General features: G+C 64.3%; 14 protein-coding genes. 11 read left to right on the top strand and 3 right to left on the bottom strand.

Going from position 1 to position 21,215, the window contains the following annotated elements:
- Window positions 1–139 precede the first annotated feature (139 nt).
- Both cysN and epsC read left to right on the top strand, forming a co-directional pair.
- Complete coding sequence (gene cysN, locus IE125_RS15115; RefSeq protein WP_189445494.1) at window positions 140–1,603, top strand: sulfate adenylyltransferase subunit CysN; 1,464 nt, start codon at window positions 140–142, stop codon at window positions 1,601–1,603.
- Between the two features lie 144 nt (window positions 1,604–1,747).
- Entirely contained in the window at window positions 1,748–2,662 is a 915-nt protein-coding gene (epsC, locus tag IE125_RS15110) for a serine O-acetyltransferase EpsC (RefSeq protein ID WP_189445493.1), read from the top strand.
- A 45-nt stretch (window positions 2,663–2,707) separates the two neighbouring features.
- Here epsC and IE125_RS15105 read toward each other — a convergent pair whose 3' ends face one another.
- On the bottom strand, window positions 2,708–4,360 hold the full coding sequence (locus IE125_RS15105) for an acetolactate synthase large subunit (protein ID WP_189445492.1): 1,653 nt from the start codon (window positions 4,358–4,360) through the stop codon (window positions 2,708–2,710).
- Window positions 4,361–4,661: 301 nt separating this feature from the next.
- Between IE125_RS15105 and ilvD the strand changes: the two genes are divergently transcribed.
- The gene (ilvD, locus tag IE125_RS15100) at window positions 4,662–6,512 is read left to right on the top strand and encodes a dihydroxy-acid dehydratase (RefSeq protein WP_189445491.1); all 1,851 of its coding nucleotides are present in this window, start codon (window positions 4,662–4,664) and stop codon (window positions 6,510–6,512) included.
- 422 nt (window positions 6,513–6,934) lie between these two features.
- Here ilvD and cmoB read toward each other — a convergent pair whose 3' ends face one another.
- Window positions 6,935–7,948, bottom strand: coding sequence for a tRNA 5-methoxyuridine(34)/uridine 5-oxyacetic acid(34) synthase CmoB (cmoB, locus tag IE125_RS15095; protein ID WP_189445490.1), 1,014 nt, complete (start codon window positions 7,946–7,948; stop codon window positions 6,935–6,937).
- Complete coding sequence (cmoA, locus tag IE125_RS15090; RefSeq protein WP_189445489.1) at window positions 7,941–8,717, bottom strand: carboxy-S-adenosyl-L-methionine synthase CmoA; 777 nt, start codon at window positions 8,715–8,717, stop codon at window positions 7,941–7,943. The genes cmoB and cmoA overlap by 8 nt, the downstream gene beginning before the upstream one ends.
- 212 nt (window positions 8,718–8,929) lie before the next feature.
- Here cmoA and pgi point away from each other — a divergent pair, with 212 nt between their 5' ends.
- From pgi to IE125_RS15050, 8 genes are all read left to right on the top strand, one after another.
- Window positions 8,930–10,579 (top strand): glucose-6-phosphate isomerase, encoded by a 1,650-nt coding sequence (pgi, locus tag IE125_RS15085; protein ID WP_189445488.1) that lies wholly within the window; start codon window positions 8,930–8,932, stop codon window positions 10,577–10,579.
- Between the two features lie 37 nt (window positions 10,580–10,616).
- Complete coding sequence (locus IE125_RS15080; protein WP_189445487.1) at window positions 10,617–11,264, top strand: YqiA/YcfP family alpha/beta fold hydrolase; 648 nt, start codon at window positions 10,617–10,619, stop codon at window positions 11,262–11,264.
- Window positions 11,265–11,394: 130 nt separating this feature from the next.
- Window positions 11,395–13,275 carry a DNA topoisomerase IV subunit B gene (gene parE, locus IE125_RS15075; RefSeq protein WP_189445486.1) on the top strand — a complete coding sequence of 627 codons (1,881 nt, stop codon included), beginning with the start codon at window positions 11,395–11,397 and terminating at the stop codon, window positions 13,273–13,275.
- Between the two features lie 167 nt (window positions 13,276–13,442).
- The gene (parC, locus tag IE125_RS15070) at window positions 13,443–15,695 is read left to right on the top strand and encodes a DNA topoisomerase IV subunit A (protein ID WP_189445485.1); all 2,253 of its coding nucleotides are present in this window, start codon (window positions 13,443–13,445) and stop codon (window positions 15,693–15,695) included.
- Between the two features lie 92 nt (window positions 15,696–15,787).
- Complete coding sequence (gene serB / locus IE125_RS15065; protein WP_189445484.1) at window positions 15,788–17,020, top strand: phosphoserine phosphatase SerB; 1,233 nt, start codon at window positions 15,788–15,790, stop codon at window positions 17,018–17,020.
- Window positions 17,021–17,447: 427 nt separating this feature from the next.
- The gene (locus IE125_RS15060; protein ID WP_189445483.1) at window positions 17,448–18,647 is read left to right on the top strand and encodes a YncE family protein; all 1,200 of its coding nucleotides are present in this window, start codon (window positions 17,448–17,450) and stop codon (window positions 18,645–18,647) included.
- Between the two features lie 102 nt (window positions 18,648–18,749).
- The gene (locus IE125_RS15055) at window positions 18,750–20,030 is read left to right on the top strand and encodes an MFS transporter (RefSeq protein ID WP_189445482.1); all 1,281 of its coding nucleotides are present in this window, start codon (window positions 18,750–18,752) and stop codon (window positions 20,028–20,030) included.
- On the top strand, window positions 20,027–21,211 hold the full coding sequence (locus IE125_RS15050; RefSeq protein WP_189445481.1) for an isochorismate synthase: 1,185 nt from the start codon (window positions 20,027–20,029) through the stop codon (window positions 21,209–21,211). The genes IE125_RS15055 and IE125_RS15050 overlap by 4 nt, the downstream gene beginning before the upstream one ends.
- Window positions 21,212–21,215: the final 4 nt, after the last annotated feature.

The raw sequence follows: 21,215 nt of genomic DNA, 5'->3' as shown, positions 1-21,215 counted from the left end.
GGAAACCCGAGAGATATCTTCGATGCTCAACGGGTTGATAGTCACTCTGGATAACGAATGAATCGAGAGCTGGAAGCGATGGGCTGTGGGGTGACTTACAGCTTACGGCTTACAGCTTACAGCTAGCGGGGTTTGCCCAATGTCTCACCAGTCCGGATTGATCGCGGAAAACATCGAAGCCTATTTGAAGGAGCACGAGAACAAGGATCTCTTGCGTTTCATCACCTGCGGCAGCGTCGATGACGGCAAGTCGACCCTGATCGGGCGACTGCTGCACGACTCCAAGATGATCTACGAAGACCAGCTCGCCGCGATCACCCAGGCCTCGAAAACCAGCGGCACCACCGGCGACAAGGTCGATCTGGCGCTGCTGGTCGACGGCCTGCAGTCGGAGCGAGAGCAGGGCATCACCATCGATGTCGCCTACCGTTTCTTCTCCACCGACAAGCGCAAGTTCATCATCGCCGACACGCCGGGCCACGAGCAGTACACCCGCAACATGGCGACCGGCGCCTCGACCGCCAGCCTCGCGATCATTCTGATCGATGCCCGCCACGGCGTGCAGACCCAGACCCGCCGCCACAGCTTCATCGCCGACCTGCTGGGTATCCAGCACCTGGTGATCGCGGTCAACAAGATGGACCTGGTCGACTACGCCGAGTCGCGCTTCGACGAGATCGTCGCCGAGTATCGCGCGTTCGCCAAGAAGCTCGACGCCACCGACATCCGTTTCGTGCCGATGTCGGCGCTCGAAGGCGACAATGTCGTCAACCGCAGCGAGAAGATGGACTGGTACCGGGTCGATGGTCAGCCGGGGCCGGCGCTGCTCGAACTGCTCGAGACGGTCGAAGTGGCCCACGACGCCAATCTCTCCGATCTGCGCTTTCCCGTGCAGTACGTCAACCGGCCCAACCTCGATTTCCGCGGCTACTGCGGCACGCTCGAGGCCGGCATCCTGCGTCCCGGCCAGTCGGTCAAGGCGCTGCCCTCGGGCAAGCTCTCCACCGTCGAGCGCCTCGTTACCTACGACGGCGACCTCGAAGAAGCCTATCCCGGCCAGGCGATCACCGTGACGCTGAAGGACGAGATCGACATCTCCCGCGGTGACTGGCTGGTCGCGGCGGATGCCGACGTCGCCCAGTCGAGCGCGCTGGAAGCCGACATCGTCTGGATGCACGACACCGCGCTCGAGCCCGGGCGTCTTTACGACTTCAAGATCGGCACCCAGGAGATCGCCGGCAAGATCGCCGCGATCGACTATCAGATCGACGTCAACACGCTCGAACATCAGGCAGCGGAGAGTCTGCCGCTCAATGCCATCGGCCGCTGCCGGGTGGCGCTGACCGCGAGCGTGCCGCTGGACGACTACCGCAAGAGCCCGGGCACGGGCAGCTTCGTGGTGATCGACCGCCTGACGAACATCACCGTTGGGGCGGGACTGGTGCGCGGGGCGCTCGATGACGCTGGGGAGTCCGGCGAGCACGAGGTCGACTGGCAGGCATTCGAGGTCGAGTTCAACGCACTGATCCGCAAGCACTTCCCGCACTGGGAGGCGAAAGATATCGGGCAGCTATTGAAAGCGCGCTCCGGTAGCCCCAACTAGCCCAGCACGCGCCTTGATTGCCAATAGACCCAGGCCCGCATGGTCGTCAGACCGGCGGGCCTCTATCATTAACGACCGAGCGCAAATATTGCGGGTCTCGCTCGATAGAACCGCCTCTCCCGCTCCGTGAAAAGGAACCTCGCCATGCAACATGCCAACTGGCAGCTCGACGGCATCGTGACCCAGCTTCGTGCCACCCGCGAGCAGTGGCGTGCCCAGAATGGCCGGGAGAAAGAGAAGGGGTGCCGTGAGCTGCCGTCTCGCCACCGCCTGCGCGATACGCTCGACCAGTTGAGCGGTGCGATCTTTCCCATGCGGCTGGGGCCATCGGATCTGCGCAAGGAAAGCGAGGACTTTTACGTCGGGCATACGCTCGACCGGGCGCTCAACGCGCTGCATGAAGAGGTGCTGCTCGAACTGCGCTACATGGCGCGTCTGAATGGTGGGGACAGGAGCGCCGAGCACGCCGAGACCGCCACGCAGATCATCCAGGGCTTTGCCGACAGCCTGCCGGCGCTGCGCCGGCGGCTCGACGGTGACGTCATGGCGGCCTATTACGGCGATCCCGCCGCTCGCAGTGTCGATGAAGTGCTGCTCTGCTATCCCGGCGTGCATGCGGTGATCTATCACCGTATTGCGCACTATTTTTACCGCGCTGGGGCCGGGCTGGTCGCGCGTGTCATCGCCGAACTGGCCCACTCCGATACCGGAATCGATATCCATCCGGGCGCGCAGATCGGCGAGAGCTTCTTCATCGACCACGGCACCGGCGTCGTGATCGGCGAGACCGCGATCATCGGCAACCGGGTGAGGCTGTATCAGGCGGTCACGCTAGGTGCCAAACGCTTCCCGGCCGACGAAAAAGGACATCTCGAGAAGGGCCTGCCGCGCCACCCGATCGTCGAGGACGACGTGGTGATCTACGCTGGCGCGACGATCCTGGGCCGCGTCACCGTCGGTAAGGGGGCCGTCATCGGCGGGAACGTCTGGTTGACCTGCAGCGTGGAGCCGGGCCGTAACGTCACCCAGGCCAATACCCAGTCGGGGCCGTGCCCCTGAAATGCTGCGCCCGAGATGTCGACTCGGGCGCGTCGGATCCGCGGTTCACGCATCCAGATCGAGCTTGCCCGCGAGCCGCGGAATCTCCTCGTTGAGAATGGTCTGGTTGACGCTGTAGTCCACCGGCACGTTGACGACGTGCACGCCGCCGGCTTCGCGTGCCTTGCGCAGAAGACTCAGCAGGTCGCCGCCTTCCTCGAGCGTATGCCCGGTCGCGCCATAGGACTGGGCATAGGTGACGAAGTCAGGATTGCCGTAGTCGAGCCCGAATTCCGATAGCCCCATCTGGTGCTGCTTCCACTTGATCATGCCGTAGGCGTTGTCGTTCAGGATCAGCACGATCAGGTCGAGCTTGAGACGCACCGCGGTTTCGAGCTCCTGCGAATTCATCATGAAGCCGCCATCGCCGCAGATCGCCATGACCTCGCGCTTGGGGTTGACCATCTTGGCGCCCATAGCGGAGGGCAGGCCGGCACCCATGCTGGCGAGCGCGTTGTCGAGCAGCACGGTATTGGGCTGATAGGCCGGGTAGTTGCGCGCGAACCAGATCTTGTAGATGCCGTTGTCCAGCGCAATGATGCCGTCTTCCGGCATGAACTCGCGCACCAGCCGCACCAGGCGCTGGGGCTGTACCGGAAAGCCATCCACTGCGCCGCAGCTTTCGATATGGTCGTGCAGCGCGCGGCGTACCGCCTCGAACGGACGGAAATCCCAGTGTGCCTGTGGCTCGAGTGCCTCGCCGAGCTGCCATAGCGCGTTGGCGATATCGCCCTGGACTTCGATCTGCGGAAAATAGACCGGATCGACCTGGGCCGAGTTGTAATCGATGTGAATGACCTTGGCGCCCTGCGGTGACATGAAGAAGGGCGGTTTCTCGACCACGTCGTGGCCGATGTTGACGATCAGGTCGGCGGCATCGATGGCGCGATGCACGAAGTCATTGTCCGAGATCGCGGCGGTGCCGATGAATTTGGGCGTCGTTTCGTTGACCACGCCCTTACCCATCTGCGTCGAGATGCTGGGAATGCCGAGCTTGTCGATCAGGCGATGCAGCATCTTCCACGACAGCTTGCGGTTGGCACCGGCGCCGATCATCAACAGCGGGTGCTTGGCCTCGCGGATGGCGTCTGCCGCCATTCGCAGCGCCTTGTGCTCGGCTACCGAGCGCCGATGGTTGCTCTTCGGCAGCAGCGGCATGTCGGTCTCTTCCCGCGCGATATCCTCGGGTAGCTCGAGATGAGTCGCCCCCGGGCGCTCCTCCTGAGCGAGACGGAACGCTTCGCGGATGCGGGCGGCCACGGTATCGCCGCTGGCCAGCTGCGTCGTGTACTTGGTGATCGGCAGCATCATGTCGACCACGTTGATGATCTGAAACTGACCTTGCTTGCTCGACTTGATCGGTTTTTGCCCGGTGATCATCACCATCGGCATGCCGCCGAGCTGCGCGTAGGCTGCGGCTGTCACCAGATTGGTCGCGCCGGGCCCCAGGGTCGAAAGACAGACCCCGGCTTTGCCGGTCAGCCGCCCATAGGTCGCAGCCATGAAGCCCGCCCCTTGCTCGTGACGCGTGGTGATCAGCTTGATCCGCGAGCGGTGCAGCGCATCGAGCAGGTCAAGATTTTCCTCGCCGGGAACGCCGAATACATATTCGACGCCTTCCGCTTCCAGTGCCTTGATGAACAGATCCGCCGCTTTCATGCGTTCTCCCTGTGCCTGATTTCGTGCCCGATTGAGGGTTCGTCCGTTTGTCTGACGAAGTGCCGATGGCGTCCAGTATAGAAAAGAGCGGCGTCTTGGCACTGATGACGACAACTTGAGGTGGCATCGGGCATCCGCCAGCGGCTTCAAACCGGCCGACAGCATGGTCAGCGGCCAAGGTTAGTGACAAACTTGCCAACCGCTGGATATACGCTGTTCAACAGAAGGCCCGCGCTCGCCGACGGGCTCTGGCGGCTGGCTTCACACCGCAGACGCCATTACCTGAAAAGATGAGGACACCATGCCCACCTATCGTTCCCACACGACCACTCAGGGTCGCAACATGGCCGGCGCTCGCGCACTCTGGCGCGCTACCGGCATGAAGGATGACGACTTTCACAAGCCGATTATCGCCGTCGCCAACTCCTTCACCCAGTTCGTGCCGGGTCACGTTCACCTGAAAGACATGGGCCAGCTGGTCGCCCGAGAGATCGAGAAAGCCGGCGGCGTCGCCAAGGAGTTCAACACCATCGCCGTCGATGACGGGATCGCCATGGGTCACGACGGCATGCTCTACTCGCTGCCGAGTCGGGACATCATTGCCGACAGCGTGGAGTATATGGTCAACGCGCACTGTGCCGATGCGCTGGTCTGCATCTCGAACTGCGACAAGATCACCCCGGGCATGCTGATGGCGGCCATGCGCCTCAATATCCCGACCATCTTCGTGTCAGGCGGCCCGATGGAGGCCGGCAAGACCAAGCTGCTCGATCACGGGCTCGACCTGATCGACGCCATGATCTCGGCCGCCGACGAGCGCTACAGCGACGACGAGATCGCCGAGATCGAGCGTAGCGCCTGCCCGACCTGCGGCAGCTGTTCCGGCATGTTCACCGCCAATTCGATGAATTGCCTGACCGAAGCGCTGGGATTGGCACTGCCCGGCAACGGCACGATGCTGGCGACCCACGCCGACCGCCGCCGCCTGTTCGAGACCGCTGGCGAGCGCATCGTCTCGCTCGCCAAGCGCTACTACGAAGGCAACGAGGTGCATCTGCTGCCGCGCGCCATCGGCTCCAAGACCGCTTTCCGCAACGCGATGACGCTGGATATCGCCATGGGCGGCTCGACCAATACCATTCTCCACCTGCTGGCCGCCGCGCAGGAAGCGGAAGTGGATTTCACCATGGCCGATATCGACCGCCTCTCGCGGGAAGTGCCGCAGCTCTGCAAGCTTGCGCCCAACACGCAGAAGTATCATATCGAGGATTGCCACCGCGCCGGCGGCATCATGGGCATTCTCGGCGAGCTGGATCGCGCGGGCGTGCTCGATACCTCGGTGCCCACGGTCTACGGCGACTCACTGGCTGCGGCGCTGGAAGCATGGGACATCATGCGCAGCCCGACGCCGGAGGTGATCGAGTTCTACAAGGCCGGTCCCGGTGGCGTGCCGACCCAGCAGGCGTTTTCGCAGGCCGCGCGCTGGCCATCGCTCGATGGAGATCGCGCCGAGGGCTGTATTCGCAGCCTCGAACACGCCTTCTCGCGCGAGGGTGGGCTCGCCGTGCTCTACGGCAACATCGCCGAGAACGGCTGCGTGGTGAAGACTGCCGGCGTCGATGATTCCATTCTTGTCTTCGAGGGGGCGGCTCACGTGGTCGAGTCTCAGGATCAAGCGGTCGAGCACATTCTCGGCGGCCAGGTGAAGGAAGGGGACGTCGTCGTCATCACCTACGAAGGACCGAAAGGCGGGCCCGGCATGCAGGAGATGCTCTACCCGACCTCCTATCTGAAGTCGAAAGGCCTCGGCAAGGCGTGCGCGCTGATGACCGATGGCCGCTTCTCCGGCGGCACCTCGGGGCTCTCGATCGGTCACGTCTCGCCGGAAGCTGCCGCTGGTGGCGCGATCGGACTGGTCGAGAGTGGCGATACCATCCGCATCGATATTCCGAACCGTACCATCGATGTCTTGCTCTCTACCGAAGAGCTGGCCCATCGCCGGCAGGCGATGGAGGACCGTGGCGCCAAGGCGTGGAAGCCGACGATCCAGCGGGATCGCAAGGTCTCCGCCGCGCTCAAGGCCTATGCCATGCTCGCCACGTCCGCCGACCGCGGCGCGGTTCGGGATCTGGAGAAGCTCGAAGAGCGGTGATCGTTGGTGACTGGGCAGTCGGGGCGTAATCGAGACTCCTGACTGCCGAGAGCAGCCCGATGTATCGCACTGTCTGACGAGGGGGCTTAACGCTCGCCCCCTCGCCGCTCCCCCTCTTTCACGCCCCAGGCGTGCGAAACCCTGATCGCTTGATGGCCCGCGCCTGGGGTCGGCGCGCAGGGACATCCCTGTCCCGGCACGCCTCTGGCGACATCCCTGTCGCCAGCCCCCGCTTGTCCATCACCGATCAGCGCACGTCTGAAGGCGATCCGGTGGCCGATTCCGGCTCGTTCGCGCCGGCTCTCGCGGATTGTGCGCCAGTGCACGGCTGACTGGAGACCAGCGCGCGCCTGAAAGCGATCCCGTGGCCGATGCCGGCGCACCGCCAGGCGCAGGCCGTTTCATGTCAGCGCCTTGGTTTGTTAGCGATCAGGCTTGCTGGCGATCAGCGTCGCGCGTCGCGGGGCAGGGTAGCCTTCGATGGTTCGGGTGCGATCTTCCGGGTCGAGGAAGTCGGCGAGCGAGTGGAAGGTCATCCAGTCGGTGGTGCGCTGTTCGTCGAGCGTGGTGACGGTCTCGTCGACGCAGCGCACGTCATCGAAGCCGACGCGCTCGAGCCAATGAATCAAGGCTCGGGAGGAGGGCAGGAAGTAGACGTTGGGCATGCTGGCGTAGCGTTCGCCGGGCATGAACACGGTCTGCTCGTCTCCCTCGACGACCAGGGTCTCGAGCACCAGCTCGCCGCCGGGCGCCAAGGCATCCTTCAACTGCTGCAGATGTTCGAGCGGAGAGGGGCGGTGATAGAGCACGCCCATCGAAAAGACGGTGTCGAACGCTTCGAGTCTTGCGGGGACGTCTTCGATGCCCACCGGCAGAAAGTGCGTGCGATGAGCGTCCGCGTCGCCGATGAAATGGCGCACGGCCTGGAACTGGCAGTAGAAGCGCGGCGAGGGGTCGATCACCAGCACGAAGGCAGCCCCTGCGCCAGCCATGCGCCAAGCGTGGTAGCCGTTGCCGCCGCCGACATCCAGAATGCGGCGTCCGGCCAGCGGCGACAGGTGCGGTGCCACGCGCTGCCACTTCCAGTCCGAGTGCCACTCGGTCTCGATGGTGATGCCACCGAGTCGGTAAGGGCCCTTGCGCCACGGCATCAGAATCCGCAGCAGGTTCTCGCAGCGGCGGCGTTCGGCGTCGGTCAGCTCTAGATCGACACTGACATGATCGGCGTTCAGGTCGACCGCTCTCTGCGCGGGCAGCGTCGGTAGCTTGGCCACCGCTTTCTCCCATCCGGGCAGGTCGCCGTGGCGCTTGCGATCCAGTCCCCTGGCGAGCTGCTCGGGCAGCGCAGCCAGCCAGTGGGTCAGCCCGTGCTCGAGAAAGGCGAGATAAAGACGACGTTCCGCCGCCTGCAGCGGGTCGAGGTTCGGCTCAGTCATGCGTCACCGCTGGCGGATTGACGCCGGCTCGCGGCTTGAACGCGATCAGAGACGCAAAATTGAGATACTGAAACCAGGTCGTGACGCGCTCGAATCCCGCAGTGGCGAGGCGAGCATGATGGTCGTCGAGCGTATCCGGCACCAGCACGTTCTCGAGTGCCGTGCGCTTCTGGCTGATCTCCATGTCGCTATAGCCGTTGGCGCGCTTGAAGTCGTGATAGCGCTCGACCAGCCAGGCGTTCTCCGCCTCGTCCCGCGCGATGATCTTTTCCGAAAGCACCAGCACGCCGCCGGGCTCGAGCGCGTCGAACAGCTTGCCGATCACCGCATCGCGATCCGCCGGCGGCAGAAACTGCAGCGTGAAATTGAGCACGATCATGCCACTGGGCTGATAGTCCACCTGGCGGATATCGCCTTCGATGAAGTCCAGTCGATGGTCCGGGCTCTCTTTCGCGGCAGTGTCACGCGCTCGTGCGATCATGGTCGGCGAGAGGTCGATGCCGGTCAGGGCGAACGCTTCCGGGGCGAGACGCCCGGCGAGCGCCAGGCCCACGGCGCCAAGCGAACAGCCCAGGTCGTAGACATGCGAGCCGTGGCGCAGATGGCGCTCGGCGATCAGGCCCAGCATGCCCAGAATCTGGCCGTAACCGGGGATCGAGCGGCGAACCATATCGGGAAAGCAGGCCACGACCTGTTCGTCGAACGAGAAGCTCGCCACGCGATCGAGGGGTGTCGAAAAGATGGCGTCACGGTAAGATGCGTCAGTCATTGCCGGAAGATTATCCGAATAAAGAGAGCGTGAAACGCACGGGACAGGCGTTGTCGAAACGCCAGGCTCTGGCGGGAGACAGTGTACGTTTTGCACCTCTTCGCTGCATCTGTCAGGTGCTGTCCTACGCGAGACGCCATCTCCACGAGAGTGGACTTCTACGCAACAAGGCCGCGACGAGCCGGCCGCCAAGAGACAAGGAGAGTAACGAGATGTCGATTCGTGACACCCAGGCATGGAAAGCCCTCGAACAGCAGCTCGAGGCGGGCATGCGCGATGTCCATCTGAAGACGCTGTTTCAGCAGCCGGCGCGTTTCAAGACCTTTTCGCTCGATGCCGCCGGTATTCAGCTCGATCTCTCCAAGCAGCGCTGGACGCCGGAAGTGCGCGAGAATCTGATCGCGCTGGCGCGTGAAGCCGACGTACCGAACGCGATCCAGCGCCTGCTCTCCGGCGAGCGGGTCAACCTCACCGAAGACCGCCCCGCGCTGCACACGGCGCTGCGTCTACCGCGAGATGCCAAGCTCGAGGTCGAAGGTGTCGAGGTCGTCAGTGAAGTCCATGCGACGCTCGACAAGATGGAAACGCTGGTCGACAAGCTCCTCGATGGCCAGTGGCGAGGCGCGACCGGCAAGCCGATCACCGATGTCGTCAACCTCGGCGTCGGCGGTTCCGATCTCGGACCGCTGATGGTGACTTCGGCGCTCTCCGACTTCGAAGTGAAGAATGCCCACGAGGTCTCCACGCACTTCGCCTCGACCATGGATGGTTCGCAGCTCGCGGACTTCCTGAGCTGGCTCAATCCCGAGACGACGCTGTTCATCCTGTCGTCGAAATCCTTCGGCACCATCGACACGCTCTCCAACGCCTCGACGGCTCTGGACTGGCTCGCCAAGCGCCTGGGCGGCGACGAGGAGCTGATCAAGCGTTTCCACTTCGTCGGTGTCTCGACCAAACCGGAAAAGATGACCGAGTGGGGGATCGCGCCGGCCAACCAGCTCCTGTTCTGGGACTGGGTCGGCGGACGTTATTCGCTGTGGAGCGCCATCGGGCTGCCGATCGCCATTCGCGTCGGCATGGACAATTTCCGCCGACTGCTCGCCGGGGCCCACGCCATGGACGAGCACTTTCGCACCGCGGAACTCGAGGAAAACCTGCCCGTGCAGCTCGCGCTGGTCGGCATCTGGAACGTCAACTTCCTGGATATTCGCTCTCACGCGGTGCTGCCTTACGATGGGCGGCTGAAGCACCTGCCGGGTTACTTCCAGCAGCTCGAGATGGAGTCCAATGGCAAGTCGGTGACCAACGACGAGCAGCAGGTCGACTACTCCACCTGCCCGGTGATCTGGGGCGAGATCGGCCCCAACGGCCAGCACGCGTTCTATCAGCTGCTGCACCAGGGCACGCAGCCGGTTGCCTGCGACTTTCTGGCGCCGATCAATCGCTACAACAACGTCGAGGACGAGCACTTCCGCGAGGACCTGATGGCGCAGCATCGCCTGGGATTGGCCAACTGCTTCGCGCAGTCTCGTGTGCTGATGCTGGGTGACGACGCGGTCAAGTCCGACGGCACGCCGCCAAGCTACAAGCGCTACCGTGGCAATCAGCCGTCGTCGACGATGCTGTTCGATAGCCTGGATCCGGCCACCCTGGGCGCGCTGATCGCGCTCTACGAGCACAAGGTGTTCGTGCAGGGGACGATCTGGGATATCGACTCCTTCGATCAGTGGGGCGTGGAGCTCGGCAAGAAGATCGCCACCGAGACCGAGGAGATCATCGCCACCCAGCAAGGGCTGGATTCGCTCGATGACTCCAGCCGCGGCTTGATCGAATCGATCTGGCGCGGTCAGCAGGGCAAATGACGCTCGTGCCTCCCATTCGATGAGCGCGCCGACCTCTATGTCCGCGCCACTCTCGAACACCAACTCGGTCGGGGCCGTGCTCTATCTGCACGGCTTCAACAGCGCCAGCGCCTCGCCCAAGGCGCAGCTGGTCAAGTCGACCTGTCAGGCGCTGGCCGAGCGCTACGGCAGGCGTCTCGACTGCCTGACGCCGGACCTTCCCCATCAGCCCGCGGCGGCATTGGCCGTCGCCGAGCATGCGCTTGGCGAGCTGCGGCAAATCGAGCCCTCGGAAACGCTGATCGTCGGTAGTTCGATGGGCGGCTTTCTGGCGACCTGTCTGGCGGAAAAGTACGGTCTGCCGGCCGTACTGATCAACCCGGCGGTCAAGCCCGCGCGCTTCGTGGCCGATTATCAGGGACAGACGCTGGTCAATGGTTACACCGGCGAGACGTTCACGGTTGGTCATTCCCACTTCGATGAATTGACCGCGATGGAGTGGCAGCACATCGTGCATCCGCAGCGATACCTGCTGTTGCTGGGTAGCGCTGACGAAACCCTCGACTGCCGCGATGCGCTGCATGCCTATGCGGGGTGTCGCACGCTGATCCATCCGGGAGGCGACCACGCTTTCGACGTGCTGCCGGCTTACTTGCCGGCGCTATTCGCCCACGGTGGCTGGCAGTTGCCACTGTGCGACGAGTGACGCGTTGCGGGCATGGTCGAGGGTGCTGGACGAATGAACAGTGGTGTATGATGACCTCTTCGTGAGTCCGCGGCTCGAGTGAACCCGACGTGATCGCGGCCTTCGATCTTTCAATACGGCGAGACCCTGCATGACCCAATACAGTGCCAGCTCCATCGAGGTGCTATCCGGCCTCGATCCGGTCCGCAAGCGGCCGGGCATGTATACCGACACGACCCGACCCAACCACCTGGCGCAGGAGGTCATCGACAACAGCGTCGATGAAGCGCTGGCCGGCCACGCTCGCGAGATTCGCGTGGTGCTGCTCGCGGATGGGGGCATCGAAGTCTCCGATGACGGTCGCGGCATGCCGATCGATATCCATCCTGAGCATGGCGTGTCCGGGGTCGAACTGATCCTCACGCGGCTTCACGCTGGCGGCAAGTTCTCGCAGTCGAGCTATCGCTTCTCCGGCGGTCTGCACGGGGTCGGTGTCTCGGTCGTCAACGCGCTGTCGACGCGCCTGGAAGTCGAGGTGTGTCGCGAAGGCAGTCGTCACGGCATCGCGTTCGAGAAGGGCGAGAAGGTCGAGGAGCTCTCCGTCATCGGCAGCTGCGCCAAGCGAGCGACCGGTACCGTGGTCCGCTTCTGGCCGGAAGCCGAGTATTTCGACAGTCCCAAACTTTCCTTGCCGCGATTGAAGCACCTGCTGCGCGCCAAGGCGGTGCTCTGTCCCGGCCTCAAGGTCACGCTCGTCGAGACCGATGGCAGCGAGAACGTCTGGCAATACGAGGACGGACTGCGCGACTATCTGGCTCAGGCCACCGATGGTTTCGAGGTGTTGCCATCGTCGCCGTTCACCGGTCACTTCGAGGACGAGGAGCAGGCGGTCGACTGGGCGATCCAGTGGCTGCCGGAAGGGGGCGAGCCGCTGCTCGAATCCTACGTCAACCTGATTCCGACGCCGCTCGGCGGCACGCACGTCAACGGATTCCGTAGCGGTCTGCTCGAGGCAGTACGCGAGTTCTGCGAGTATCGCAGCCTGCTGCCGCGCGGCGTCAAGCTGACGCCGGAAGATCTGTGGGAGCGCGTCTCCTTCGTGCTCTCGATCAAGATGCTCGACCCGCAGTTCGCCGGTCAGACCAAGGAGCGGCTCTCCTCGCGTACCGTTGCCGGGTTCGTCTCCGGCGTGGTCAAGGATGCTTTCTCACTGTGGCTCAACCATCACGTCGATCAGGCCGAAGCGCTCGCCGAACTGGTCATCAACGCGGCACAGCGGCGTCAGAAGAGCGCCAAGAAGGTGGCGCGCAAGAAGGTCACCGCCGGCCCCGCGCTCCCCGGCAAACTGGCGGACTGCTCCGGCCAGGACCCGGTGGCGAGCGAGCTGTTTCTGGTCGAGGGCGACTCCGCCGGCGGCAGCGCCAAACAGGCGCGAAACCGGGAAACCCAGGCGATCTTGCCGTTGCGCGGCAAGATTCTGAACACCTGGGAAGTCGAGTCCGGCGATATCTACAGCTCCCAGGAGGTGCATGATATCGCCGTGGCGATCGGGCTCGATCCGGCCAGCGACGATCTCTCCAAGCTGCGCTACCACAAGATCTGCATTCTCGCCGACGCCGACTCCGATGGTCTGCATATCGCCACGCTGCTGTGCGCGCTCTTCGTGCGCCACTTTCCGGCGCTGGTCGATGCCGGTCACGTCTTCGTAGCCATGCCACCGCTCTACCGCATCGATCTCGGCAAAGAGGTCTACTACGCCCTCGACGAGAGCGAAAAGGCCGCCACGCTCAAGCGCCTCGAGGGCAAGCGTGGCACACCCAACGTGCAGCGTTTCAAGGGCCTTGGCGAGATGAGCCCGCTACAGCTGCGCGAGACCACCATGGCCGTCGATACACGCCGGCTGGTCCAGCTCACACGTGAGCTCGACGACGGCACGCTGGAGATGATGGACATGCTGCTGGCGAGAAAGCGAGCGGCCGATCGGAAGAGTTGGTTGGAAGATTACGGCAATCTCGCCGAAATCGAAGTCTGAACCGGCTTCGCCGGGAGCTGTAAGTCGAAAGCTGTAAGCGGTAAGAAAAGCAATGCCGTCTGGTGGGGTTACTTACGGCTTATAGCTCATGGCTTACAGCTCATCACAGAGTCTTAAGAGGGCACTGCCCTCGACGGTTCCAAAATCGTAATTAGGGTCACCGTGCTATGACCATGGATATTCAGGTGGCGGAGGGCGACGTCGAACGCCTTTCGCTCAAGGAGTACACCGAGAAGGCGTATCTCGACTATTCGATGTACGTCATTCTCGACCGCGCGTTGCCGCATATCGGCGACGGCATGAAGCCGGTGCAGCGGCGTATCGTCTATGCGATGCGCGAGCTGTCGCTGACGGCGAACGCGAAGTACAAGAAGTCGGCGCGTACCGTCGGCGACGTGCTGGGTAAATTCCATCCGCACGGTGATAGCGCTTGCTACGAGGCGATGGTGCTGATGGCGCAGCCGTTCAGCTATCGCTATCCGCTGGTCGACGGCCAGGGCAACTGGGGTAGTCCGGACGATCCCAAGTCGTTCGCGGCGATGCGCTATACCGAGGCGCGTCTCTCCCGCTTCTCCGAAACACTGCTGGCCGAGCTGGGTCAGGGTACTGTCGACTGGACGCCGAACTTCGATGGCACCATGAACGAGCCGGCGGTGCTGCCCTCGCGGCTGCCGCACGTGTTGCTCAATGGCGGCACCGGTATCGCCGTGGGCATGGCGACCGACATCCCGCCGCACAATGTGGTCGAAGTGGTCGAGGCGACCTGCCATCTGCTGCGCCAGCCGGAGTCGACCGTTGCGGATCTGATGCAGCACGTGCCGGCGCCGGATTTTCCGACCGAAGCGGAGATCATTTCTCCGGCATCCGACCTGCGCAAGCTCTACGAGAGCGGCCGAGGTTCGGTCAAGCTGCGCGGACGCTACGAGCGCGAAGCGAGCAACATCGTCATCACTGCGCTGCCGTATCAGGTCAGCGGGGCCAAGGTGCTCGAGCAGATCGCGGCGCAGATGAATGCCAAGAAGCTGCCGATGGTCGCCGACCTTCGCGACGAGTCGACCCACGAAACGCCGACACGGCTGGTGATCGAACCGCGCTCCAACCGTATCGATGTCGAAGGATTGATGGCGCATCTGTTCGCCACGACCGATCTCGAGAAGAACGTGCGCGTCAACCTCAACGTCATCGCGCTCGATGGCCGGCCGAAGGTGCTGGCGCTGAACGAGATGCTTGGCGAGTGGCTGACGTTCCGTCGGACCACGGTGCGGCGGCGCACCGAGCACCGCCTGGGCAAGGTCGAGGATCGCCTGCATATCCTCGAAGGCCTGCTGATCGCCTATCTCAATATCGACGAGGTGATCCGCATCATTCGCGAGGAGGATGAGCCCAAGCCCGCGTTGATGAACGCTTTTGGCATCACCGAGCGTCAGGCGGAGGCCATTCTCGAGCTGCGGCTACGCCATCTGGCCAAGCTCGAAGAGATGAAGATTCGCGGCGAGCAGGACGAGCTGGAGGCCGAGCGCAAGCGTCTCAAGAAACTCCTCGGCAGCGACGCGGCGATGACCGATCTGATCGAGAAGGAGCTGCGCGAGGCCGCTGCGGCATACGGCGACGCGCGTCGCTCCCCGCTGGTCGAGCGCGAGGAGGCCAAGGCGCTCTCCGAGGTGGAGCTGGTTGGGGCCGATCCGGTCACCGTGGTGCTGTCCGACAAGGGCTGGATTCGTGCCGCTCGAGGCCACGATATCGACCCGGCCGGTCTCTCCTATAAGGCCGGCGACCAGTTCCATCTTGCCGCGCGTGGCAAGACCAATCAGCCGCTGGTACTGCTCGATGACAGTGGGCGCAGCTACACGCTGACCGCGCACAACCTGCCGTCGGCGAGAGGGCAGGGTGAACCGGTGACAGGCCGGATCAATCCGCCGGCGGGTTCCAGCATGGTCGGCCTGATGCTCGATTCACCCAGTGCGAGATATCTGCTGGCCTCGGACGGCGGCTACGGTTTCGTTGCCAGGCTCGAGGACCTGCTCGGCAAGAACAAGGCAGGCAAGTCGGTGCTGTCGATGCCTAAGGGTTGCAACGTCATGTCGCCCAAGGCGATTCCCGAGGGCGAAGGGCAACGCGTCGCCGTGGTCTCGAACGAGGGGCGCCTGCTGGTCTTTTCGCTGTCGCAACTGCCGGAGATGGCCAAAGGCAAAGGCAACAAGATGATCGATATTCCCGGTACGCGGGCGGCCAACCGCGAAGAGTTCGTCCGCGATCTCGTGCTGCTGCCGGAAGGGTCGGCGCTCATCGTGCATGCCGGCAAGCGCAAGCAGACGCTCAAGGCATCCGATCTCGACTACTACGCGGGAGAGCGCGGGCGCCGAGGCAGCAAGCTGGCGCGCGGGTTCCAGAAGGTGGATCGGCTCGAGGTCGAAAGCTGAATCCGCAGCGAACGCTCAACAGACGAACGATCACTCGATAAATCATCAACAGAGAGTCATACAGGCGCTGAACGGTGCCTCGTGGGGAAATGATGTCACGACGTTTTGTGGTGAAAGCCACCGGCCCGGCCCGACCCGGACAGACCGCCGCGCTGGGCACGGCGCTGGTCAGTGCGCAGTGCCGATTGCTGGATATCAGCCAGCACGTTGCCTTTGGCAGCGTCAGCTTCGAGGCGCTCATCGAGGCGCCTGACGATATCGATGTGGCGAGCGTGCTGCCGACCGCTGGCGATATCTTCGGACTCGACTGTCGCGTGGAGGCGGTCGCGGCCGACGACGAGGCCCAGTGGCAGCAGGATGCCGACGCTCGGCGCTGGATTCTGACGCTGATGGGGGAGCGACTGGGCGCCGAGGTCATGGCGGAAGTCGGCACCTTGACGGCGACGCAGGGGTTGACCATCGAGCGCGTCAAGCGACTGTCGGCATCGCCTGAGCTACAGCGCGCCGACGCGCCGATCGAGGCAGCGGGTGTCTGTCTCGAGTGGCGCCTGAGAGGAGAGCCGGCGGATGCCGAGGCGCTGCATGAAGCGTCGCTGGCGCTGGCCGAGCGCTTCGATGTCGACGTGGCGATCCAGCCCGCCACGCTATGGCGCCGGCAGGGGCGCCTGGTCTGCTTCGATATGGACTCGACGCTGATCCAGGCTGAAGTCATCGACGAGCTGGCGCGACGTCACGGCGTCTTTGATGAAGTGGCAGCGATCACCGAGCGCGCCATGCGCGGAGAGCTCGATTTCCAACAGAGCTTCCGCGAGCGCATGAGCAAACTCGAAGGGCTGGATGAGTCGGTGCTGGCGGAGATCGCCGAGTCGCTGCCGCTGATGCCGGGCGCCGAGCGTTTGCTGCGACTGCTGAAGCGGCTCGGCTATCGTACCGCTATTCTCTCGGGTGGCTTTACCTACTTTGCGCGCTATCTCCAGCGCCGATTGGGTTTCGACGAAATTCACGCCAACGAGCTGGTGATTCGGGACGGCAAGGTGACCGGCGAAGTCGCCGAGCCGATCGTCGATGCCGATCGCAAGGCGCTGCTGCTCGGCCAGATCGCGGAGCGTGAAGGATGGGAGATGGCGCAGACCATCGCGGTCGGAGATGGCGCCAACGATCTCAAGATGCTGGCGGTGGCCGGCCTCGGCGTCGCCTTTCATGCCAAGCCGCTGGTCAAGCGCCAGGCCCGACAGTCGGTCTCGACGCTCGGTCTCGATGCGCTGCTTTACCTGCTCGGTTACGACGAGACCGAGCTGAAAACCCTCGATCGAGGCGCGGTCTAGCCTCGTCATCCCGGCGCTGCGTCAAGCGCGGCGCCGGGGTCTTCCTCTCCCTCCTGGATGTCTGAAAGCCCTGCCTAACGGGTGTTCCTCGATGCCATTGCCAACTCTCGCGCCTGGCCGCGATTTGCCGCAATTGGCAGCCGTCATGTCTCCGTGCTTCTTGCCGTGATTTTGTGACGCGTTGCATTGCGCGTCACACCCTGCCAATCGGGCGTTCCGCTTCAGACGTCGCGCATCGAATTGCGCGCTTTCTTCGCACGACAGCGTCTTCATCCAGGCGGTCCGGGGAGGGTTTGGTTTGTAATTGTAACCATTTCTCGAATACGGATGAGAATTACTATTATTCGTGTTAAAAAGATCGGCGATTCGGATTCGGTGGCCGTGCCTCCGAAATTCGACGTCATCCAGTTCAAGGGAAATGCTTTCGATGCACGAGCTCAATAGTTACAACGGGAGCCTTCGCGGCGCTGCGAAGCGCTGGGTGGGGCTGTCGCTCCTGGCGGTTTCGATCGGTATGACTCATCAGGCGCTCGCCAGTGGTCCGGCAAACCAGACGCATCCGTTCGTCGCCCAGCGAACCCAGGTGGCGGGCAGTGTCTACGAGATCGCTTTCGACCCGCAGAACCACCGTCTCTATGCCGCGACGGTGAGCAACCATGTGGTCGCCGCCGACGGGAGCGCGCATGACACACCGGCCGGCATCGTGGTGCTGGACGCCGACACGCTGGAGGTGGTCAAACGCATCGATACCGGCAACGTCAGCCCGTTCGGCCTTGCCCTCAACCCGAAAACGCAGAAGCTCTACGCCACCGACACGCGCAGCGGCACCGTCGCCGTGTTCGATATCGCCAGCGGCGAGCGCACGGCGCTGATTCACGCACCGGAAGGGCAGGCCGACCACGTCCGTCAGCCGGTGGTCGACCCGACGACCAACACGATCTATGTCAGCGTCGTGGGCGGTTTTGCCAAGGGTGACGCACCCGTGCGCAACAGCACGATCTGGGTGATCGACGGCAGCGACGACAGCCTCACCGACGTGATCGACAATCCGGTCAAGGTGGCGACCGGCCTGGCGCTCGATCCACAGACGCGGCGTCTTTACGTCGCCGACCTGGCCAATTCGCAAATTGCGGAGCTGGATGCCGACAGCCACGAAGTCCTGCGCCGCCTGCCAGCCGCCCCGCAGTCCCAGATCGAGAAGCAATCCACCGAGGGCATCATGGGTGGGGTAGGGACCGTCAACGTCGAGATCGATCACGATCGGGGCGTGCTCTATGCCGTGAACCAGAAAGCCGGCGGGATCGGCGTGATCGATCTCGATAGCGGCGAGGTCATCGACGACATCGCTACTGGCGAAGGGGCGCTCAGTGCCAGGCTCAACCCGCACGACGGCAATCTTTACGTCGCCAATCGTGGCGATGGCAGCGTCGCCGTCATCGATGGCGATACCCGTCACGTGAGCGCCTATCTGGCTGCCGGGAGCCATCCTCAGACCGTTGCCATAGATGCCGAAGACGGCGATGTCTACGTCAGCAATAAAGCGAAAGGGCGTGGGCGGCACGCGCCGGACGATGTGCCGACGCCCTTCGAGCCTGACGGGAATACCGTGATCCGCATCGCGCCCTGATCACGCGTCTGCCCGTCGCTGCCGGCCGGGTTGGCCCGGCAGCGCGTTTTCGCCTCGCCGCCGATCTCGCGGCGAGAGACTTCCTCTTCCCGGAAGGTTCACATGTCCGGAACGCAATTTCGCAACGCTGATCCGCACCGTGCCAGGCGTGTCGAGGGTTTGACCGACACTGGCATCGGCGAAGCTGGCACGCAGGCACCGGTCGGTCTGAATGCCGTCGCGTTCGTGGCGCTGGCCGGAACCATGGCGATGATGGCATTCGTCGCCGTCGTCGGTCCTTTGACCCGTCTGCTTGGATTATCCGAATGGCATGCCGGGCTTTCGATGACGGCAGCCGGCGTGCTGTGGATGCTCTCGGCCCGGCGCTGGGGGCAGTACAGCGATCGTATCGGCCGACGCCGCGTGCTGATGGTGTCGCTTGCCTGTTTCACGCTGATCTGCGGTCTGCTCGCGCTGTTCGTCGATCGCGCACTGGCGCATCCGCCCCGGGTGCTCGTGTCGGTCATGGTCATCGTCGGCGCGCGAGCCTTGATCGGGCTCGTCTATGCCGCGGTGCCGCCGAGCGCGGCGGCGCATATCGCCGACCAGGTACCACCCAATCGGCGAGCCAGCGCCATGGCACGCCTCGGCGCGGCCAACGCCGTCGGCATGGTGGCGGGCCCCATGATCGCGGGCTGGATCGCGATCTACGACCTGTCGCTGGTGCTTTACGCGGCCACATTGCTGCCGCTGCTTGCGCTGCTGGCCGTCGGCTGGCGACTGCCGCGGGCTCGTCCTGCCTCGGCACGTGCGCCGGCCCCATCCGCCGTCGGTTGGCGGGATGCGCGACTGCGCCTGCCGATCTTCGCCGCCTTTGCCGCGATGATTTCGATCAGCGTCACTCAGGTCACGATCGGCTTCTTTGCCATCGACCGACTCTCGCTCTCGGCGGCGGATGGCGCCCGCGTCGCGGGATTCGCACTGACAGCCGTGGGCGTCGGTCTGATCGCGTCGCAGTGGGCAATGACCCGGCTGACCTGGCCTCCGCGACGCTGGCTACTGTGCGGTGCGCTGCTCTCCGCCGTCGGTTTTACCGGTGTCTCGCTGGTGTTCGCCCAGTGGCAGCTGCTGGCGGTCTACGCCATCGCCGGGGTCGGCATGGGGCTGGTCCGGCCGTCACTGCAGGCGCTGACCGCCAACGCCGTCGAGTCCCACGAGCAGGGCGCAGCGGCCGGGCTGATCGGCTCCATGCAGGGGCTGGGCATGGTCGTCGGCCCTTTGGCGGGCACGCTGCTTTATCGCGGGTCGCCGAGCGCGCCCTATCTCGTCGTCGGCGCACTGTTGCTGGGTCTCGCGATTGCCCTCTGGCGACATCGCATTCATGGTTCGGGAGACATTTCATGACACGCTTATCCTCTCGTCGCCCCGGCGACGCCACGCTCATGTCCGCGGATGCGGCAACCTTCACGCTGCGCGCCGCGCAGTTCCAGCTGGCCACCAGCGGGCATCGGGCGGCGCTGTCTCGCGGGCCGGCTGCCACGTTGGCGGAGCGGGTGCGGACCTTCTTCGATGCCGGCCCCAAGGGTCCGGCACTGCTGGTCGGCGCGCTGCCGTTCGATCGTGACGCCGACGATGCGCTATATCAGCCGGAACGGGTCTTGTCCGACTGGCCGGCGGCAGTCGCAGAACCGCCTGCGCTGGCCGGCCCGGCCCGACCCGAGCCGGCTGCCGATGGCTACGCTGGCATGGTCTCGAGCTGCGTCGAGCGTCTGCACGATGACACCACCGATCTGTGCAAGGCGGTGCTCGCGCGCAGTCTGCGCTTCGAGGCGGTGCGGGCCGTCGACCCGCTGGCGCTGGCTGGATGCCTGCAACGCGATCCGAGCGTCACCACCTATACGGTGCCACTCCCGGTCGACGCCGGGCAGGCGCCGGCCTGGCTGGTCGGCGCGTCACCGGAGCTTCTGCTCTCGCGTCGCGGACTGACGATCACCTCTCACCCGCTGGCCGGTTCCGCGCGACGCTCGAGCGATCCGCAGGAGGATCAACGCGTTGCGCGCTCGCTTCAGGCATCGGCCAAGGATCTGACCGAGCACCGCTATGTGGTGGAAGCGATCGTCGAGGCACTGGCGCCGCTATGCAGCGAGCTCGACGCTCCCGATGTGCCCTCGCTGCACGCCACCGAGACGATGTGGCATCTCGGCACGCCAATCGTCGGCACGCTCAAGTCGCCGGCGCCGTCCAGTGCCGAACTGGCGGCGCTCTTGCACCCCACACCCGCGGTCTGCGGCACGCCGCGGGAGAGCGCGATGGCGTTGATCCAGTCACTCGAGCCGGTAGATCGCGGCTTCTACGCCGGCGCCGTCGGCTGGGTCGATGCTCAGGGGGATGGCGACTGGTACGTGGCGATCCGCTGCGCCCGCGTGCAGGGCAAGGACCTGCGCCTGTTCGCCGGTGCCGGCATCGTCGCCGACTCCACGCCGGCGCTGGAAGTCGAGGAGACCGCGGCCAAGTTCATGGCGCTGCTGACGGCGCTCGGCATCGAGGAGCGCGCGACCCGCGACAGGGCCGTCGCCGCTCGATGACCCA

This window comes from Salinicola rhizosphaerae (genome assembly GCF_014652715.1).
Classification (GTDB): Bacteria; Pseudomonadota; Gammaproteobacteria; order Pseudomonadales; family Halomonadaceae; genus Salinicola; species Salinicola rhizosphaerae.
Note: the sequence above shows the minus strand (reverse complement) of the source record. Positions and strands in the feature narration are given on the sequence as shown.

Coding starts and splice junctions, on each gene's coding strand:
- IE125_RS15055 (WP_189445482.1), top strand. CDS start 18,750: ATGTCCGGAACGCAATTTCGCAACGCTGATCCGCACCGTGCCAGGCGT.
- IE125_RS15050 (WP_189445481.1), top strand. CDS start 20,027: ATGACACGCTTATCCTCTCGTCGCCCCGGCGACGCCACGCTCATGTCC.
- parC (WP_189445485.1), top strand. CDS start 13,443: ATGACCATGGATATTCAGGTGGCGGAGGGCGACGTCGAACGCCTTTCG.
- cysN (WP_189445494.1), top strand. CDS start 140: ATGTCTCACCAGTCCGGATTGATCGCGGAAAACATCGAAGCCTATTTG.
- ilvD (WP_189445491.1), top strand. CDS start 4,662: ATGCCCACCTATCGTTCCCACACGACCACTCAGGGTCGCAACATGGCC.
- serB (WP_189445484.1), top strand. CDS start 15,788: ATGTCACGACGTTTTGTGGTGAAAGCCACCGGCCCGGCCCGACCCGGA.
- cmoB (WP_189445490.1), bottom strand. CDS start 7,948: ATGACTGAGCCGAACCTCGACCCGCTGCAGGCGGCGGAACGTCGTCTT.
- cmoA (WP_189445489.1), bottom strand. CDS start 8,717: ATGACTGACGCATCTTACCGTGACGCCATCTTTTCGACACCCCTCGAT.
- IE125_RS15060 (WP_189445483.1), top strand. CDS start 17,448: ATGCACGAGCTCAATAGTTACAACGGGAGCCTTCGCGGCGCTGCGAAG.
- epsC (WP_189445493.1), top strand. CDS start 1,748: ATGCAACATGCCAACTGGCAGCTCGACGGCATCGTGACCCAGCTTCGT.
- parE (WP_189445486.1), top strand. CDS start 11,395: ATGACCCAATACAGTGCCAGCTCCATCGAGGTGCTATCCGGCCTCGAT.
- pgi (WP_189445488.1), top strand. CDS start 8,930: ATGTCGATTCGTGACACCCAGGCATGGAAAGCCCTCGAACAGCAGCTC.
- IE125_RS15080 (WP_189445487.1), top strand. CDS start 10,617: ATGTCCGCGCCACTCTCGAACACCAACTCGGTCGGGGCCGTGCTCTAT.
- IE125_RS15105 (WP_189445492.1), bottom strand. CDS start 4,360: ATGAAAGCGGCGGATCTGTTCATCAAGGCACTGGAAGCGGAAGGCGTC.